The sequence below is a fragment of the Algoriphagus sp. SE2 genome (genome assembly GCF_039563885.1).
GTDB lineage: Bacteria > Bacteroidota > Bacteroidia > Cytophagales > Cyclobacteriaceae > Algoriphagus.
The window spans coordinates 15,350-31,665 of the sequence record NZ_JBCLWJ010000020.1 but is presented as its reverse complement, the minus strand read 5'-3'; the positions used below and the strand labels follow the sequence as shown (position 1 = coordinate 31,665).

General features: G+C 37.8%; 14 protein-coding genes. 7 read left to right on the top strand and 7 right to left on the bottom strand.

Annotated features, from left to right (window positions below; genetic code table 11):
* The first annotated feature begins 34 nt into the window (after positions 1-34).
* The 5 genes from AAGF08_RS18245 to AAGF08_RS18225 all read left to right on the top strand — a co-directional run bounded on the left by AAGF08_RS18245 (position 35) and on the right by AAGF08_RS18225 (position 3,244).
* On the top strand, positions 35-187 hold the full coding sequence (locus AAGF08_RS18245) for a lmo0937 family membrane protein (protein WP_343512811.1): 153 nt from the start codon (positions 35-37) through the stop codon (positions 185-187).
* Between the two features lie 109 nt (positions 188-296).
* The gene (locus AAGF08_RS18240) at positions 297-563 is read left to right on the top strand and encodes a hypothetical protein (protein ID WP_343512810.1); all 267 of its coding nucleotides are present in this window, start codon (positions 297-299) and stop codon (positions 561-563) included.
* 96 nt (positions 564-659) lie between these two features.
* Positions 660-1,055 (top strand): response regulator, encoded by a 396-nt coding sequence (locus tag AAGF08_RS18235; protein ID WP_343512809.1) that lies wholly within the window; start codon positions 660-662, stop codon positions 1,053-1,055.
* Between the two features lie 9 nt (positions 1,056-1,064).
* Positions 1,065-2,486, top strand: coding sequence for a sigma-54 dependent transcriptional regulator (locus AAGF08_RS18230; RefSeq protein WP_343512808.1), 1,422 nt, complete (start codon positions 1,065-1,067; stop codon positions 2,484-2,486).
* 344 nt (positions 2,487-2,830) lie between these two features.
* On the top strand, positions 2,831-3,244 hold the full coding sequence (locus AAGF08_RS18225) for a DNA starvation/stationary phase protection protein (protein WP_343512807.1): 414 nt from the start codon (positions 2,831-2,833) through the stop codon (positions 3,242-3,244).
* A 71-nt stretch (positions 3,245-3,315) separates the two neighbouring features.
* On the opposite strand, the gene AAGF08_RS18220 is transcribed toward AAGF08_RS18225, so the two are convergent.
* Positions 3,316-4,344, bottom strand: coding sequence for a sugar phosphate isomerase/epimerase (locus AAGF08_RS18220; protein WP_343512806.1), 1,029 nt, complete (start codon positions 4,342-4,344; stop codon positions 3,316-3,318).
* 188 nt (positions 4,345-4,532) lie between these two features.
* On the opposite strand from AAGF08_RS18220, the gene arfB reads away from it, so the two are divergent.
* Positions 4,533-4,952 carry an alternative ribosome rescue aminoacyl-tRNA hydrolase ArfB gene (arfB, locus tag AAGF08_RS18215; RefSeq protein ID WP_343512805.1) on the top strand — a complete coding sequence of 140 codons (420 nt, stop codon included), beginning with the start codon at positions 4,533-4,535 and terminating at the stop codon, positions 4,950-4,952.
* A 121-nt stretch (positions 4,953-5,073) separates the two neighbouring features.
* Here the strand turns inward: arfB and AAGF08_RS18210 are convergent, their stop codons facing one another.
* Positions 5,074-5,733: a metal-dependent transcriptional regulator gene (locus tag AAGF08_RS18210; RefSeq protein WP_343512804.1), complete on the bottom strand. Its 660-nt coding sequence runs from the start codon at positions 5,731-5,733 to the stop codon at positions 5,074-5,076.
* 81 nt (positions 5,734-5,814) lie between these two features.
* Here AAGF08_RS18210 and AAGF08_RS18205 point away from each other — a divergent pair, with 81 nt between their 5' ends.
* Positions 5,815-8,124 carry a TonB-dependent receptor gene (locus AAGF08_RS18205; protein WP_343512803.1) on the top strand — a complete coding sequence of 770 codons (2,310 nt, stop codon included), beginning with the start codon at positions 5,815-5,817 and terminating at the stop codon, positions 8,122-8,124.
* A gap of 65 nt (positions 8,125-8,189) precedes the next feature.
* Here the strand turns inward: AAGF08_RS18205 and AAGF08_RS18200 are convergent, their stop codons facing one another.
* From AAGF08_RS18200 to AAGF08_RS18180, 5 genes are read right to left on the bottom strand one after another with little or no spacing between them, the layout of a single operon-like run.
* The gene (locus AAGF08_RS18200; protein WP_343512802.1) at positions 8,190-8,741 is read right to left on the bottom strand and encodes a DUF3347 domain-containing protein; all 552 of its coding nucleotides are present in this window, start codon (positions 8,739-8,741) and stop codon (positions 8,190-8,192) included.
* Positions 8,742-8,755: 14 nt separating this feature from the next.
* Complete coding sequence (locus AAGF08_RS18195; protein WP_343512801.1) at positions 8,756-9,451, bottom strand: PepSY domain-containing protein; 696 nt, start codon at positions 9,449-9,451, stop codon at positions 8,756-8,758.
* Positions 9,452-9,474: 23 nt separating this feature from the next.
* Positions 9,475-11,208, bottom strand: coding sequence for an efflux RND transporter periplasmic adaptor subunit (locus tag AAGF08_RS18190; RefSeq protein ID WP_343512800.1), 1,734 nt, complete (start codon positions 11,206-11,208; stop codon positions 9,475-9,477).
* The gene (locus AAGF08_RS18185) at positions 11,205-12,455 is read right to left on the bottom strand and encodes a TolC family protein (RefSeq protein WP_343512799.1); all 1,251 of its coding nucleotides are present in this window, start codon (positions 12,453-12,455) and stop codon (positions 11,205-11,207) included. The genes AAGF08_RS18190 and AAGF08_RS18185 overlap by 4 nt, the downstream gene beginning before the upstream one ends.
* Entirely contained in the window at positions 12,452-16,276 is a 3,825-nt protein-coding gene (locus tag AAGF08_RS18180) for an efflux RND transporter permease subunit (protein ID WP_343512798.1), read from the bottom strand. The genes AAGF08_RS18185 and AAGF08_RS18180 overlap by 4 nt, the downstream gene beginning before the upstream one ends.
* Positions 16,277-16,316: the final 40 nt, after the last annotated feature.

The window sequence follows — 16,316 nt, the reverse complement described above, 5'->3', positions numbered from 1 at the left end:
TAATAAATAAAAATTAAACCAAAACTATATAAGCATGAGCTCTCTTTTATATTTCATCGCAGTTATTCTCTTAATAGGGTGGTTGATCGGTGTATTTGCATACAGCGCAACTGGATTAATACATGTTTTGCTTGTACTAGCCGTGATAGCAGTTCTATTTAGATTGATAAGTGGCAAAGGTATTTAAATGGATTTGTTACCCTTTCAATATTAATACAACTCAATTTTAACTAGAGACTTAATGGTCTTTTCTGTTATAGAAATCAATTATTTAATTTAAATCAAAAAGAATCAATATGAATAAGCAAGTAATGAATACAACAATGTGGATAGGCGGATTAATCACTGGAGCAATGGTGGGAGCCTATTTATACAAGAATAAGGATCAGTATGAACCTCAGAAAGAAAAGCTAAATGGTTTATTGACGGATCTGACAAGTATCGCTGGTGATTTAAAATCTAAACTATTATCTGCAAGTCAGGAAGGTTTAAATGCTACAAAAACTGCTTTGCAGACAGCAAAAGATAAAGCAAAAGAAGTTTCTAAAGAAAAAGTGAAGTAAGGTTTTGAGAATTTGAAAAGGTACAGTTTATGATTGTACCTTTTCATTTAATTATTTTTATGACAACCCAAAAAGATAATCTGAGTATTTAACTCAATGAACTATTCCAAATGTCGAAATGTGATGAAGAATAATGTGATCCTTGTGGTAGATGATGAATTAGAAATCAGAACACTGTTAGCTAGATTTCTTGCAAGGAAGGGGTTTGAGGTTTTTTCGGCAGGAACTCTATCTGAAGGAAGAAGATTGGTAGGTGAAAGAAGTCCTAATTTCATATTTCTGGATGTTAATTTACCAGATGGAAATGGCTTGAAAGAATTAAAAAAGTGGTCTCATGATTTTGATTCATTAAAAGTAATTATGATGAGTGCATTTGATCACCAAGAGGCTCGGGATGAAGCATTGAGTTCTGGAGCAATTCATTTTCTTAGCAAACCTTTTAATTTGGCTAGGTTAGAGCATATTATCAAAAAAGATATTTCAAAAAATTAAATTCAACCTATGGCAAAGATTCTTGTAATCGATGATAATATTGACATTTGCCAATTACTGGAGCGCTTTTTAACAAAAAAAGGCTATGATGTCGAAACTACCATTTCAGGAAAAGACGGACTTGAAATGGTGAAAAACACCTATTATGATCTCATTTTTTGCGATTTTAAATTGCGTGATATGGAAGGTCGAGATGTTTTGGCTAAAGTCCGTATCATATCTCCTGGAACACAAGTAGCTATAATCACTGGCTATGCTGATGTAAAAATTGCAGTGGAGGTAATAAAAAAAGGGGCTTTTGATTATGTGACAAAACCATTATTTCCAGATGAAATTTTAAGTTTGATTGAAAGAGCATTAGCTGCTCAAAAAGAATCAAAAGTAAACTCTGTTACTATTAACAAAGCTGATTCGAAGCCTAAAGGAAAAAAAGAGAAAACTGAAGCTAATTCCAATTTTCTAAAAGGAACAGGTAAAGAATCTAAAAAACTCTATAAAGAGGTTAAACTTGTAGCCCCTACAAATTTGAGTGTGGTGATTTATGGGGAAAGTGGCGCAGGTAAAGAAAACATTGCGAGATTGATTCATGATCAAAGTGAACGCGCAGGTAAACCTTTTATAGCAGTTGATTGTGGTGCTTTGACAAAAGAACTTGCAGGAAGTGAGCTTTGGGGACATGAAAAAGGTTCTTTTACTGGAGCTCATGCCGAAAAGCCCGGGCAATTTGAATTGGCTGATGGAGGAACTATTTTTCTAGATGAGATTTCAAATTTATCATATGAAGTACAAGTTGGCCTTTTGAGATTAGTACAGGAAAGAAAGCTTAGAAGGATAGGAGGGACCAAAGATAAATCCATTGATGTTAGAATTATAGTGGCTTCTAATGAAGATTTAAGAAAGGCTGTTCAGGAAAATAAATTCAGGGAGGACCTGTACTTTAGGTTTAATGAATTTAGTATAACGGTTCCACCATTAAGGGAACGGGTCGATGATATTGAAGCCTTTGCTTTGCATTTTTTAGAACTTTCAAATGAAGAGTTGAATAAATCAGTTCAGGGTTTTGATGAAGAGGTCATGCAAGTTTTTAAAGAATATGTATGGCCGGGAAATCTTCGAGAAATGCTTAACGTAATAAGGAGAGCAACTCTTTTGACAGATGGAGATAAAATGACAGTTTCAGCTTTGCCTCCCGAAGTAGTTTATGCAAGAAAATTTAATTTCACAGATTCAAATTCTGATGATTCGAATGTTACTGGTAACTCTTCTTCTAAAAAGAGCCCTGTTAGTTTGAAAGATGCTGCGGCTGAGGCTGAAGTAGAAGTTTTAAGAAAAGTTCTTGAAGAAGTAAAATACAACAGAACGAAGGCTGCGAAAAAATTAGGAATTGATCGTAAAACACTTTTTAATAAAATGAAACAATATGATTTATAAAACCCTGACAGCCTATGATTTTTGAGCCTTCTTCCTGAAGGCTATTTTTTTGTCTTAAAATTTCAACAGATTGGGGAATCTTTTTCTACCATGAATAGGATGGGAAAAATTGAATTCAAAAGCAAAAAATAGTTTGTGTTGCTTAATAAGAGCATTTCAATAGAATCTAAGGGCCTTTAGATTGAAAGTAAAGGATTCTTTTGAATGCCTTTCTTTGGCTAAGACCTTGCACTTATATAAGCATGAATAACTTAACAAATACTAATATAATGACTACTAATAAAGCAACACTTGCAAACCATTTAAAGTTAGATGATAAGGCCATGAAGAGCTTGGCTGCAAACATGAACGATCTGCTTTCAGATTATCATGTATTCTATCAAAATGTGAGAGGATTTCATTGGAATGTTAAAGGTGAGAATTTCTTTGATTTACACGTTCAGTTTGAAGAATTGTATACTAAACTCTATCAGAACATTGATGATTTAGCAGAAAGAGTAGTAACAATAGGATTTAGACCATTACATGCTTATTCTGATTATTTGAAAAATAGTATTCATAAAGAGATCACAGATGTTAGTAACGGCGACGAATGTGTAAAACATGTAATTGATGGATTAGGCATCCTAGCGCAGTCTCACAGAAAAGTTGCTAAAGAGGCAGGTGAGGCAGGAGACATCGCTACAGAAGATATGTTAACAGCTTTTGTAGCAGATATTGAGAAAAGAATGTGGATGTTTACTATGTTTGCGAAATAATAAAATACCAAACATCACCAAATTAAAAGACCGCAGCGAAAGCTGTGGTCTTTTTTTTATGAAACTAATATTCAGGAAAGTGCTTTTTCACAGAATCCGACACATTTTTGGACTTCTTTGACTGCATCTGAACCTGCCGGAATTTCATATTCCAGTTCAATGGTTGCAGGGAATTTATATTTATTGGTTTTCATCAATGTAAGCAATTCAGGAATAGGGGTATCTCCATTTCCCCATGCCAAATTGCCTTTACCATTTGCTGGAGTTTGTCTATCCTTAGTATGCATACTTAGAATATGCTTATGTTGCTTTTCAATCAGTGGAATAAGATCTGTATTACCTGCAGCTATATAATGTCCAGCGTCTAGATTTAAACCATTTCTTGGGCTTTGTGCAATAGCGGTGTCCCAAAATGTGAAGGTCTCTTGTTCATGTCCGTGGTAGCCGACAGAGATTTTATGTTTTTCTGCCATTTTACCCAACTTTAAGGTATGGGCATCATCTGAAGGATGTTCTAACGTGACATGTGAGGCTCCTAGAGCTTTTGCAGCTTTCATGCCGTAATCGATTTCTGCATCTGTATTATTTTTACCGAAAGCACTTGGCTTAAATGCATAAATGCTGACACCTGCTGCTTTGTACATTTTTCGTAGATCTTCAAATTTTTTCATATCTACTTTAGCTCTCCATTCTGCTACTTCTTTGTTATAAGCTTCGCCAGCAGCTCTCATTTCAGCTAACTCCGACTTTTCATCACTGGTGAGTTCTGTACCCTGTCTTTGTTTTCCCATTAACTGAAACATCCGCATACGGTTAACTGGGGAATTTGGCATTCCGGCAAAACTTTCTGCAGGGCCACCCATCAATTCAATCGCATTTAAACCTGAATCGGTCACATATTTAAGTGTTGCCTCTGCACTTTGATCCGGCATAGAACGAAACGAATAAGTAATGCAACCAATTTGAACTCCGTTAATCAAGGAATTTGGTTTGTTATATGATTTGAGAATGGAAGGTGCTCCCTGAAGCCATGCAGGGGCGGCTACTAATCCTGCAGCACCAAGTGCGGATTTGATTAAAAATTCTCTTCTGTTTTTCATAAAATTTTGGGTTTGTTAATAGGGTGAGAATTGAAACTGATTTCAAATTAGCATTTTTCTTAATTTTTTATGGGAAAATTAAACTGGGCATTTTTATCCAGTGATGGTAGGTGATGATTTCATTTGAGCGAAAGGTAGTAACTTGTTGAAAATTGATACTTTGAGTATTAAAGACAAACTTTATTTCGATGCAGTCAGTAAGTAAAAGGATAGAGACCGGAGACTTTTTGTCGGAATTGTTATTCCAAACTTCCAGAAGCAGTGGGCCTGGTGGTCAAAATGTAAATAAGGTTGAATCTAAAGTTCAATTATCATTTGATTTGAAAGCATCAAAGCTATTAACAGAAGAAGAGAAGGAGACACTATTAAAAAAGTTGAAAAGTAAACTTACAGAGGATGGAATTTTGAAAGTTCAAGCGCAGGAGAAACGTTCTCAGCTTCAGAATAAAGAAATTGCAATTCGGAAATTTTATAAGCTAATCAAGAAAGGACTTGAAAAGAAAAAAGTCAGAAAAGCTACGAAACCTGGAAAAGGAGCAATTGAAAAACGGCTTAAATCCAAAAAATTCCAAGCAGAGAAGAAAGCAAATAGGGGATGGAAATACTAATAGACGTGGGATAATTACTTTTTGATGAAAACTTTTTTCAGGAGGAAAACTCCAAGAACAAACCCTAAAAGGAATAGTAGGAGTGTATTTATAATACTGAATATGTTACTTGAAATAATACTTAGCCAATGACTCTTACAAGCAGCCTATCACTTACTTTTTCGCTTAAAGTCTCTGAAGGATGACCCTCATAGTTTACAACCATACTCTGGTCATACGATTCTTTAGAAATGATCTTAAGCTCTTTGCCAAGACTTAATTCACGACTATTTAAGAACTCTAAGAATTCTGTTGATGAATTCGTTAACGCAGCCAAATTTACAATTTGTCCAGTTTTACATTTAGAAAGAGTCGTATAATTTACTTCTTGGATTCTTCCGAATTTATCTGGAATTGGGGAGCCATGTGGATCCAATAAAGGATGCCCCATCATTTCATCCATTCTATCAAAAAACTTGGGAGCATGAATATGCTCTATCTGTTCTGCTATCTCATGGACCTCCTCCCATCCAAAGCCCATTTTATTCACTAAAAACATCTCGGTGAGCCGGTGCTTTCGAATAATCAGAGCCGCTTCTTTTTGACCTTCAGGCGTCAAAGTTACTGGTTTATATTTTTCATAGATCAACCAACCGCTTTTTTGCAAGTTTTTAACCATGCTATTTACCGTAGGCATGCTTACCTGCATTTGTTGAGCAAGTTCAGAGATGTTGACCTCACCAGCTTCATTAGCGAGATTAAATAATGACTTTAGGTAGTTTTCTTCAGTTTGGGAAGCCATGTCAAATGATTTAGTCGTCAAATATTATAAAAATATTTCGAAAACAATTTTGTTAGAATAATCTAACAAATTACTTTTGTAATGTCTAATACTTTCCAAAGTACTGAATATATGGTTTATAGGTTTCTTTTTATTCTAATTTTCACTGCCATTTCTGTGAATGGACTGGCTCAAGAATATTGGGTGGAAGGGAAGGTTCTGAGCAATAATGAGCCCTTGGAATTTGCCAATGTCTTATTAAAAGGAACAAGTAATGGAGCTGTTACCGATCAAAATGGTCGATTCAAGATTTTGGTTAAAGAAGAGGGAACTTACACGATTCAGGTTTCTAGTATTGGGTTCATGACTTCAAGTAAAATTTTTAAAATTCCTATGAAAGATGTCAAAGAATTAATATTTGAGATGGAATATATGGATGCTGGATTAGAAGAGGTTGTGGTAAGTGGTACGATGCAGGAAGTTTCTAAATTGGATTCACCTGTTCCAGTGGAGGTATATTCTGCAAATTTCTTTAGAGCGAATCCTACTCCTTCAGTATTCGAATCTCTTCAAAATGTCAATGGAGTCCGTCCTCAGATCAACTGTAATGTCTGCAATACGGGAGATATTCATATAAATGGATTGGAAGGACCTTATACCATGGTTTTAATTGATGGAATGCCGATTGTTTCCGGCTTGGCCACAGTTTACGGATTGACAGGAATACCTCAGTCCCTGATCAACAGAATGGAAGTGGTCAAAGGGCCTGCATCTACGCTGTATGGATCTGAAGCGGTAGGCGGATTAATAAATGTTATCACTAAAAACCCTGATTCTGCTCCTTTATTTTCTTTTGATGGATTTGCTACTGGATGGGGAGAAGTCAATGCTGATCTTGGATTTCGAAGTCAATTTGGAGACAAAGTCCAGTCCTTAACTGGAATTAGTTCCTTTTATTATGATAATCCAATTGATAATAATGGAGATGGATTTACAGATCTTACGCTTTCCAAGCGAATTTCCATTTTCCAAAAATTCAATTTGAAAAGGAAGGAAAATAGGATTTTTAATCTAGCTGGTCGCTACGTCTATGAAGATCGCTGGGGAGGAGAAATGGACTGGAACAAGAGTTTTAGGGGAGGAGATGAAATTTATGGCGAAAGTATTTTTACTAGTCGTTGGGAAACGTTTGGTACCTATGAATTACCCACCAGAGAGCAGATTAATTTTATGTTTTCTGCCAACGGACATCGTCAGAATTCAGTTTATGGAACCACGGTTTTCAATGCAGATCAGATCATAGGTTTTGGGCAATTAACTTGGACTAGAGAAGTTCAAAAACATAACATTTTAACAGGATTGGCCTATCGATATACATTTTATGACGATGATACTCCAGTTACTAGTTCTGAAGAAGGAATTAAGAATCAACCTTCTGTTATTCATTTACCCGGAATTTTTGTTCAGGATGAAATAAAAATTCATGATACCCAAAGCATCCTGTTAGGAGCCAGGTATGATTATAATTCAGTTCACGGTACCATTTTTTCTCCGAGGTTTAACTACAAGTTATCTTCCTTTGACAAAACCACGACATTAAGAGTATCAGTAGGAAATGGGTTTCGAGTTGCAAATGTATTTACTGAAGATCATGCAGCACTTACTGGGGCAAGGGAAGTTGTATTTGCAGAAGAATTAAAACCGGAGCAAAGCTGGAATACCAATATTAACCTGGTCAAGAAAATTTTTTCTGACAAAGGAAACTTTATAGGTTTTGATGCTACGGCATTTTATACCCACTTTACTAACCGAATAATCCCTGATTATGAAACGAATCCCAACCAGATTATTTACGCAAACCTTTACGGTTCGGCTGTTTCTAAGGGTGTTTCTCTAAACGTGGACATGGCCTGGGCGAATGGTTTGACGATTACATCAGGAGCTACCCTGATGGATGTTTCCATTGAAGAAGAAGGAATCACAAGCCGACAATTATTAACTGAAAGATTTTCAGGAGTTTGGTCTGTAGGATATGAAATTACCAATTTAGGATTGTCAGTTGATTATACAGGAAATGTTTATAGCCCAATGAGGTTACCGCTATTGGGTGATTTGGATGAAAGATCAGAATATTCTCCCTGGTGGAGTATTCAGAATATTCAGTTGACCAAAAGTATTGGGGAAAATTGGCAAATTTATGGTGGGGTGAAAAACCTGCTTAATTTCACGCCTCCTGCTAATAGTATTGCAAGATCATTTGATCCTTTTGATAAAAATGTGGTATTTAATCCGGATGGATCTGTGATGCCTACTCCTGAAAATCCAAATGCATTGACATTTGACCCCACCTATGTTTTCGCTCCGAATCAAGGAATCAGAGGGTTTCTGGGGGTCAGGTTTAATTTAAATTGAAACCTGAAAGAAAAAAGCCTCGAAGACATTCGAGGCTCATCGCGTTAAATTAATCGGGCTTTTTTCTAAATTTCCTCTTCTACAGATCCACATTTCAGCATTTTATCTCCAAAGTATGGATTTCTGATTTCATTGGATGCACTAATCCAAAAGGCCCCTTCATTATTTTTTGCCATCGGGCAATATTGTTTATAAAGTTTGCCTTCAGTCAATACAGAGTTTTTAACCAATTGAACCATTTGATTAGAAATTACATCGAATGATGTTCTCTGAACTTCTGGGTCTGCTGTTTCTGTAATTTTCTTCACTTCAACTTCCATTTCCGAAATTCCTTCTAGGTTGGAAGTTGCAAGAATTGAAACCAACTCACTTGTTGCACTTTTTGCTTTTTCTCCATCTGTTTCTACCAAAGCATCTTTTAAAGCTAAATAAGAGTTCACGATAGCAGAGACATTTTCATTTTCAAAAGAAACTCCAGCAGTAGGTTTGGAGCTATGATCCATTTGTTCATTGTGTTCCAGATTTACCTCTGTTTCTTCATTTTGGGTGTTTTGCTTACAGGCAATTGCCAAGCTGATAGATAGTGTAATGAATAGGGTTTTCGTTAGAATTTTCATGTTTAACTGATTTCTTATTTATAGTATTTTCTTTTCTTTTTCATAGTCATAAAGAAGAGTGTAAAGCCTGATGCGATTGTTGCCAGACCGAATAATGAAAATGCTCTCAAAAGCAGATTGTTGAAATTATCCCGACCGGCATAATCCATGGTATGGAACATCCAGAGGAAATCAAACCATCTCCAGCTTCTATGTCTTACCTTTTGAAAGGCACCGCTTTTAGCATCGATATATGCAACAAGATTTTCAGCTTGGTCAAAATGGATTGCATAAGCAGGTAAAGGGCTACCTCGGAATTCATGGTGTGAACCTGTTTCAGTCAGATATTCCACTGATTTGATTCCTAAATCCCCCTTGATATAGATTTTAGCAATTTCCTTGGCTTCTTCCTCAGTAATTTCAGGTTTGAGCTCACCAGTTTGGGCGTTATATAGTTGCTCGGAGTTAATCCAATAATAAGGCTGATAGTTGACAAATCTGAGCTCCATGGTAGAGATCTGTAACGTAGAATCCATTTTGCTCGGCTCAATCAAATCATTCACCGATTGATGCATCATGTGTTCTGAGTGAAAGTGATCTCCATGGATTTCATCTATATCGGTCCAGCTGAAATACAAACCACTCAGGGTCCAAAAGAAGAATTGGATCCCAATAAACACGCCAAGGAAACGATGAATCCTCCGGGTATAATATTGATTGTTTTTACGCATAAGAATGGTTTATTTGGTTGGGGTTAATTCAAGGTTTTAGTGACTTCTCCACAAGTGAGCATAGCTTTTCCGAAATAAGGATTGACAATATTCTGATCCAAGCTCAGCCAATCTGCGCCTTTATTGCTATCGGCCATAGGGCAATGTTGTACATACAAAGTTCCTGAATAAGCATGAAATTGCTCAGTCATCCGGACCATTTCGTTCGATATATTCTGAAAATATTTTCTTAGCTCATCTATATTTTTAGCAGTTTTCGCAGCTGTCAAACTCTTTTTGAGATTGCCTTCGAATGTCATCCATAGAGTATGAGCATCTCCAGTAAAAAGAGCCATACTAACCTTGTTTATGGACTCCTCCATTGATTTTGCAGCTTCTTTGGAGTCATTCAGTTCATCTTTGGTCAATGCATCTTTTAATTTTAGATAGTTCTCATAAACTGGTTTTAGATCATTTTTAGCTTCTTTTGAAATAGAAATTGAAGAAACCGATGAGTTTTGACTTGCACTCATAACTTCATTTCCATTAGGACTCATCATGCTTGGTTTCCCCGCTAATTGTGCAGCAGCATCTATACTAAATGTTCCATTAATTGCAATTTCTTCTCCACCTTGTAAACCCTCTTCAATTACATAGGTATCTCCAAGTGATGGACCAAGGGTTACTTCTCGAAGTTTAAAGCTGATGCTATTTTCTGAAGTATTTTTTACATAGACAACAGATCTTTTTCCGGTCCATAATACAGCAGATTTGGGTACTGAAAGCGTTGCAGTATTGGAGTTTAAAGCTGCCTTGAAAGTGCCCGAAGCAAACATTTCCGGCTTAAATTTGCCTTTAGGGTTTGAAACTTCAATTCTTGCTTTAGCAACTCTTGAAGCTGGGTCAATCAAAGGGTCGATGTAGCTGATTTTGCCTGTAAATGTTTCCCCTGGCAGAGATTGGATACTATATTCAATTTCATCTCCCACTTCGATCCAAGAAAGATCAGTCTCATAAATATCAAATAACACCCAAACCCGAGAAAGGTCTGCCACTTCATATATCGCTTGTCCCTGCATGAGGTGATCTCCGAGGTTGGCTAATTTCTCAGTCACGTACCCGGAGACATTGGCTCTGATTGGGAAGTTTCTTAAAACCGTATTGTTGCTAATGATTTCTGAGATCTGGGCATCCGAGACTTTCCAGTTTTTCAATTTGTTTTTGGCAGCTTGGAATAGTTCAGGTTGTGACCCTTGTATTTTTGCTGCCTGCAATAATTCATTTTGAGCTGTTGTCAACTCTGGAGAATAGATACTTGCGATCACCTGACCTTTCCTGATAAACTCACCAGTGAAATTCACTTTTAATTCCTCGATTCGCCCGGGAATATGTGACGTTTGAGTGTAATTGAGGCGTTCATCAGCTTGAACTTTCCCACTTAGCTTGACAGATTTATTGGCACGGGAATTTCCGACGATTGCTGTCTGAACATTTGCCAATTGCATGGCGGTAGGAGACATGCTGATGGCAAGTGGATCTATAGATTCATCATCACTTTCTAAAGGGATTAAGTCCATTCCACAAATGGGACAGCTTCCGGGTTCATTTTGTTTGATCTGAGGATGCATGGAGCAGGTCCAGACGCCATTAACTTCGGTCAGGTCGTGATTATGTTCATCTTGAGAAGTAGAACTTCCAAAAATAAGATAACCTACCAATAGCCCTGTGAATAGCATCCCGATAGATATGATCAGAACATGTTTTTGTAGCTTTTTCATTGGTCAAATGATTTTGCAGTGAGATAATCTATTTCCGCAATGTTTATTTTTAGTGCTGTTTCGGCAGTCACTTTTAATTTTTGATATTTCAATAACTGTTGCTGCATTTGCAACACATCCTCGATTGAACTTTCGGAATTGGAATAAGCAGTATACAGCAATTCCAATGATTGCTTAGTTTGCTCCATTTGTTCTTCATACAATTCAATCAATTCCTGCTGTTTGGTAATCCCAAAATCCAACTTCTCATAGGAGGTTATCAATTGGTTTTCAAAATCCTCTTTTTGATATCGATAGGCCTCTTGCATCAACTGAGCTTCTTTTTTTGCAGCTTGATATTTTCCTGAGAAAATTGGCAAGCTCATGGAAACCATTGGCATAAAGGCATTTTCCCCATTGTTATCCACCATCATATCCTCTCTTTTGCCCACAAAAACATAATCCAAACCCACTCCGATTTTTGGCATAGATTGGCTGGCAGCTGTGCGCTCATTCGATTCTGCTGCGGCAATTTTAAAATCAAATTCCTGTAGAATTGGATTGGATTCCAGCAGAGAATCTCTTCTGTACTCATTAGGAATATTTTCTTCATGTTGGAAGTCTTCAATTTCTACGACTTCATTTTCATCTCGATTTAGCAGTTTGTTGAAAGTTGAGAGCAATGGTTTTCTTTGTTTTTCCAAGATGCTAAGATTCGTTTCAGCATCCTTTAGCATAATATCCACTCTCAAAACATCAACCATCGATCCTTTGCCATTCGAAAACTGATTCGTAGCTAATGCTTTATAGTTTTGAAGGATCTCTATATTCGCTTTTTCGATTTCGATGAATTGTTCTAATTCATAAAGTGGATAATAGGCAGAACTGACGTTGAAAAAAAGTTTATTCTTGGCATCGATAAAAGATTGGAATTTGGCTTCCGCCAAAGCTTCAGAACCTTTTCCATAATATTTCAAAGTTCCAAACCATGGGAACATCTGGTTTAGGGAAAGTCTTGCCCGCTGAGGCCCCACGCGTGTTTCTACTGGAGAAATAAAGTATCCAAAAGAAATCGTAGGGTCGGAAAGGCTTCTGACCTGTGCTGCCTTTTCTAAAGCAGCTTCAAATTCCTTATAACTTCCTTTCAAACCGGGATTGTTCTCCGCCGCAATTTTCAGATAGTCATTCAGTGATTGGCTATAGGCAGAAATGCTAGTGAAAATCACCAGGAGGAAGGAGAAGAACCATTTATTTATATGATTTTTCATTTGCTGATTTTTTTGAGTTTATACTCTTCCCTGATACTGTATAGAACCGGAACAATGAAATAGGTAATGGCCGCAACGATCATCCCTCCAAATGCAGGGATAGCCATTGGGATCATGATATCCGAACCCCGTCCTGTTGAGGTGAGAATCGGTAATAAGGCAATGATAGTGGTCGCAGAAGTCATAACTGCGGGTTTGATCCGTCTTTGTCCAGCTTCAATGATTGCTTCTCTAATTCCCTTCAGGTTATCTGTTTTGTTGCGTTCAAAACTTTGATCCAAATAAGTCGCCATCAATACTCCGTCATCTGTTGCAATCCCAAATAGGGCAATAAAACCTACCCAAACAGCCACGCTCAAGTTGATTGTTTTCATCTGGAATAATTCCCTGATATTGGTGTCGAAGAGACTGAAATTTGCGAACCAATCTTGTCCGTAAAACCAGAGCATCATAAATCCACCACTAAATGCCATCGCAATTCCGGTAAATACCATCAAGGAGGTCGTCACGGATTTGAATTGGAAATAAAGAATCAGAAATACCAGTCCCAGAACTATAGGAACGATGATCGAGAGACGTTTCTCTGCACGAACCTGGTTTTCATAACTTCCAGAAAACTTAAAGTTAATTCCTGCAGGAACTTCCAATTCACCGGAATCAATTTTTTTCTGAATCATCCTTTGTGCATCATTGACAACTGTGACTTCAGAAAAACCATCTCTTTTATCAAACAAAACATAACCTACCAAAAAGGTATTCTCACTTTTGATCGCTTGAGGACCTCTTTGGTATTCAAAATCGATAATCTGTGCTAAAGGAATCTGAGCGCCGGTAGGAGTAGAAATCAAGATTTTTCCCAATGATTCGGGATCATCTCTTAGCTCTCTTGGATATCTAACCCTAACAGGGAACCGCTCTCTACCTTCCACCGTATTGGTGATATTCATCCCTCCAATCGCAGTTTCTATCGTTTGCTGTACATCCTCGATGTTTAATCCATAGCGGGCAATTTCATCTCTTTTGATATTCAAAAGCAAGTAAGGTTTGCCGACAATTCTATCTGCGAAAGCTGCTTCTGCTTTGACAGAAGGAACTTCTTTCAGGATACTTTCTAACTTTAATCCAAAATTTTCAATCGTTTGTAAATCAGGTCCATATACCTTGATTCCCATAGGCGCTCTCATACCAGTTTGAAGCATGATCAAGCGCGTTTCTATAGGCTGTAATTTTGGTGCTGAAGTGACTCCAGGAATTTTGGTGACTTTGATGATTTCATTCCAAATGTCATCTGGGGAATTCACATGGCTTCTCCAATTTCGATAGTACAAGCCATCCTCATCTGGAATCAATTGTGATTTTTTAATTCCTTTTGCGATGGCATCCTGATTGGATAATGTGTCTCCGGATTTCAAAATGAATCGGTCCTTGTCATCGGTTTGGAACCTTAAGCGATACCCATCTTCATCCAAAATGTATTCAGGTTTATAATTGATCACATTTTCATACATGGAGATAGGAGCAGGGTCCAATGCCGATTCGACCCTTCCCAACTTACCAACTGTCAATTCCACCTCAGGGATATTTGTCAGCATCATATCTAGCATTGAAACTACCTCACCGTTGAATTCAATCCCTGAATGGGGCATGGAGGTTGGCATTAACAGAAAGCTTCCTTCATCCAAGGATGGCATAAACTCTTTTCCAATTCCAGGGAAAGTATGGGTCAAAGAATACCAAACTTTGGTTGGTCGAATATTGACCCCTATGGCATCAAATCCTTTCGGGATGAATCCAAATAGGCCATTTACTCCCAACCAAATGCTTCCTGCAAGTAGAATTTGGATTGCAGGAATACTCAGAAATGCTGTTTTATGGTCCAGACACCATTTCAAGATGCTTTTGTAATTGTATTCTAGAATGGCAAAAGCCCCCAAAATCAATCCAACCAATAGTGCTACGAAGATGAAATTGATCAATAGACTCTCTGCAGGACCAAGTGGAAGCCAGTATTTTGCTAATAACCAAACTACCCCGATCACCACCAGATAGAGTTCAGCATTTTCTACAATGCTGTTTGTTCGTTTGCTTAATGGAATGCCTGAAGTCTTCAGATAGGACTTTCCAAAACTCAATGCTCCGAATAAGATAAGCATAACACCTGCCCAGGTATATCCGAAAAACAAGCTGATGACTCCTAAAACTAAAAGAGCTATGGGAATAAATTTTTGGAATTTTGATTTTTTCAGATTGATCCCGAAAAAGAAATGTGCCAAACTCGGTAAAATCAAAAGGGAGACAATCAATGCTGCTACCAAGGCAAATGTCTTTGTGAAAGCCAAAGGTCCAAATAACTTGCCTTCTGCCGCTTCCAGAGTAAATACCGGAATAAAGGAGACAATCGTAGTGGAAACAGCTGTCAGTATCGCTGTGGCCACCTCTGAGGAAGCATTGAAAATGGTGTCAATCAGTTTTTGTTCCTCAGGTGCCTCATCGATGTGTTTGATGATGTTTTCTGAAAGAATAATTCCCAGATCGACCATTGTTCCAATAGCAATAGCAATCCCAGATAAGGCTACGATGTTGGCATCCACACCAAAATACTTCATGGCGATGAATACCATTAAAATGGATATTGGTAATAAGCTGGAAATCAACAGAGAAGCCCTTAGATTATAAACCATCACGATAACTACCAGAATGGTAATCAAAAGCTCCAAAGTCAAGGCTTCTTCCAGTGTTCCTAAAGTTTCGGAAATCAACTTAGATCGGTCATAAAATGGCACAATGGTCAGTTGACTTTCGGTGCCATTTACCAATGTTTTCTTAGGTAAACCGGAACTGATTTCTGAGATTTTCCCTTTGACATCCTGGATGACAGCAAGTGGATTAGCACCATATCTTGCTACAACGACACCACCAACGACTTCTGCTCCATCTTTGTCCAGAGCACCTCTTCTATTGGCAGGGCCCAAAGAAACAACAGCTATATCCTTGATTCGAACAGGGACATTGTCCTGTACAGCAACCACTGCCTTTTCGATATCTTCTAGATTTTTGATGTAACCCAAGCCCCTTACTAAATACTCAGCTTGATTGATTTCGATGGTTTTGGCTCCAACATCACGGTTGGATTTCTTTACCGCTTCCATGACTTTCGTCAGTGGAATATTGAATGCTTTGAGCGCATCAGGATTTACATCGATTTGAAACTCCTGAACATAACCTCCGATAGAAGCTACTTCAGATACACCCTCTACCGCATTGAGAGCGTATTTGACGTAGAAATCCTGTGCCGATCTGATTTCATGCAGGTCCCAGCCTCCGGTTGGATTTCCCTTGGAATCTCGACCTTCAAGGGTATACCAGTAAACCTGTCCCAAAGCGGTGGCATCGGGGCCGAGAGCAGGTTGAACTCCCTCAGGCAATAATCCCGAAGGCAAGGAATTCAGTTTTTCAAGAATTCGTGATCTCGACCAATAGAACTCAGTTTCTTCGTTGAAGATGATATAAATGCTGGAAAAGCCAAAAATGGAAGAACTTCGAATGGATTTTACCCCGGGGATTCCCAATAGATAGGTGGTCAAAGGATAGGAAATTTGATCCTCAATATCTTGAGGAGATCTTCCTGGCCAATTCGTAAAGACGATTTGCTGGTTATCTCCAATATCCGGAATCGCATCCACTGGAACTGGGTCAGAAGGTAATGAACCTACTTCCCAGCCAAATGGAGCGGTAATAATTCCCCAAAGGATCATGGCGATCAAAAGGAGAACTGTTACCAGTTTGTTTTCAAGAAAGTACTTGATGATAGAATTTAACATGTGATGTATCTGATAAAATGACCAGAAAAGGACTTGACCA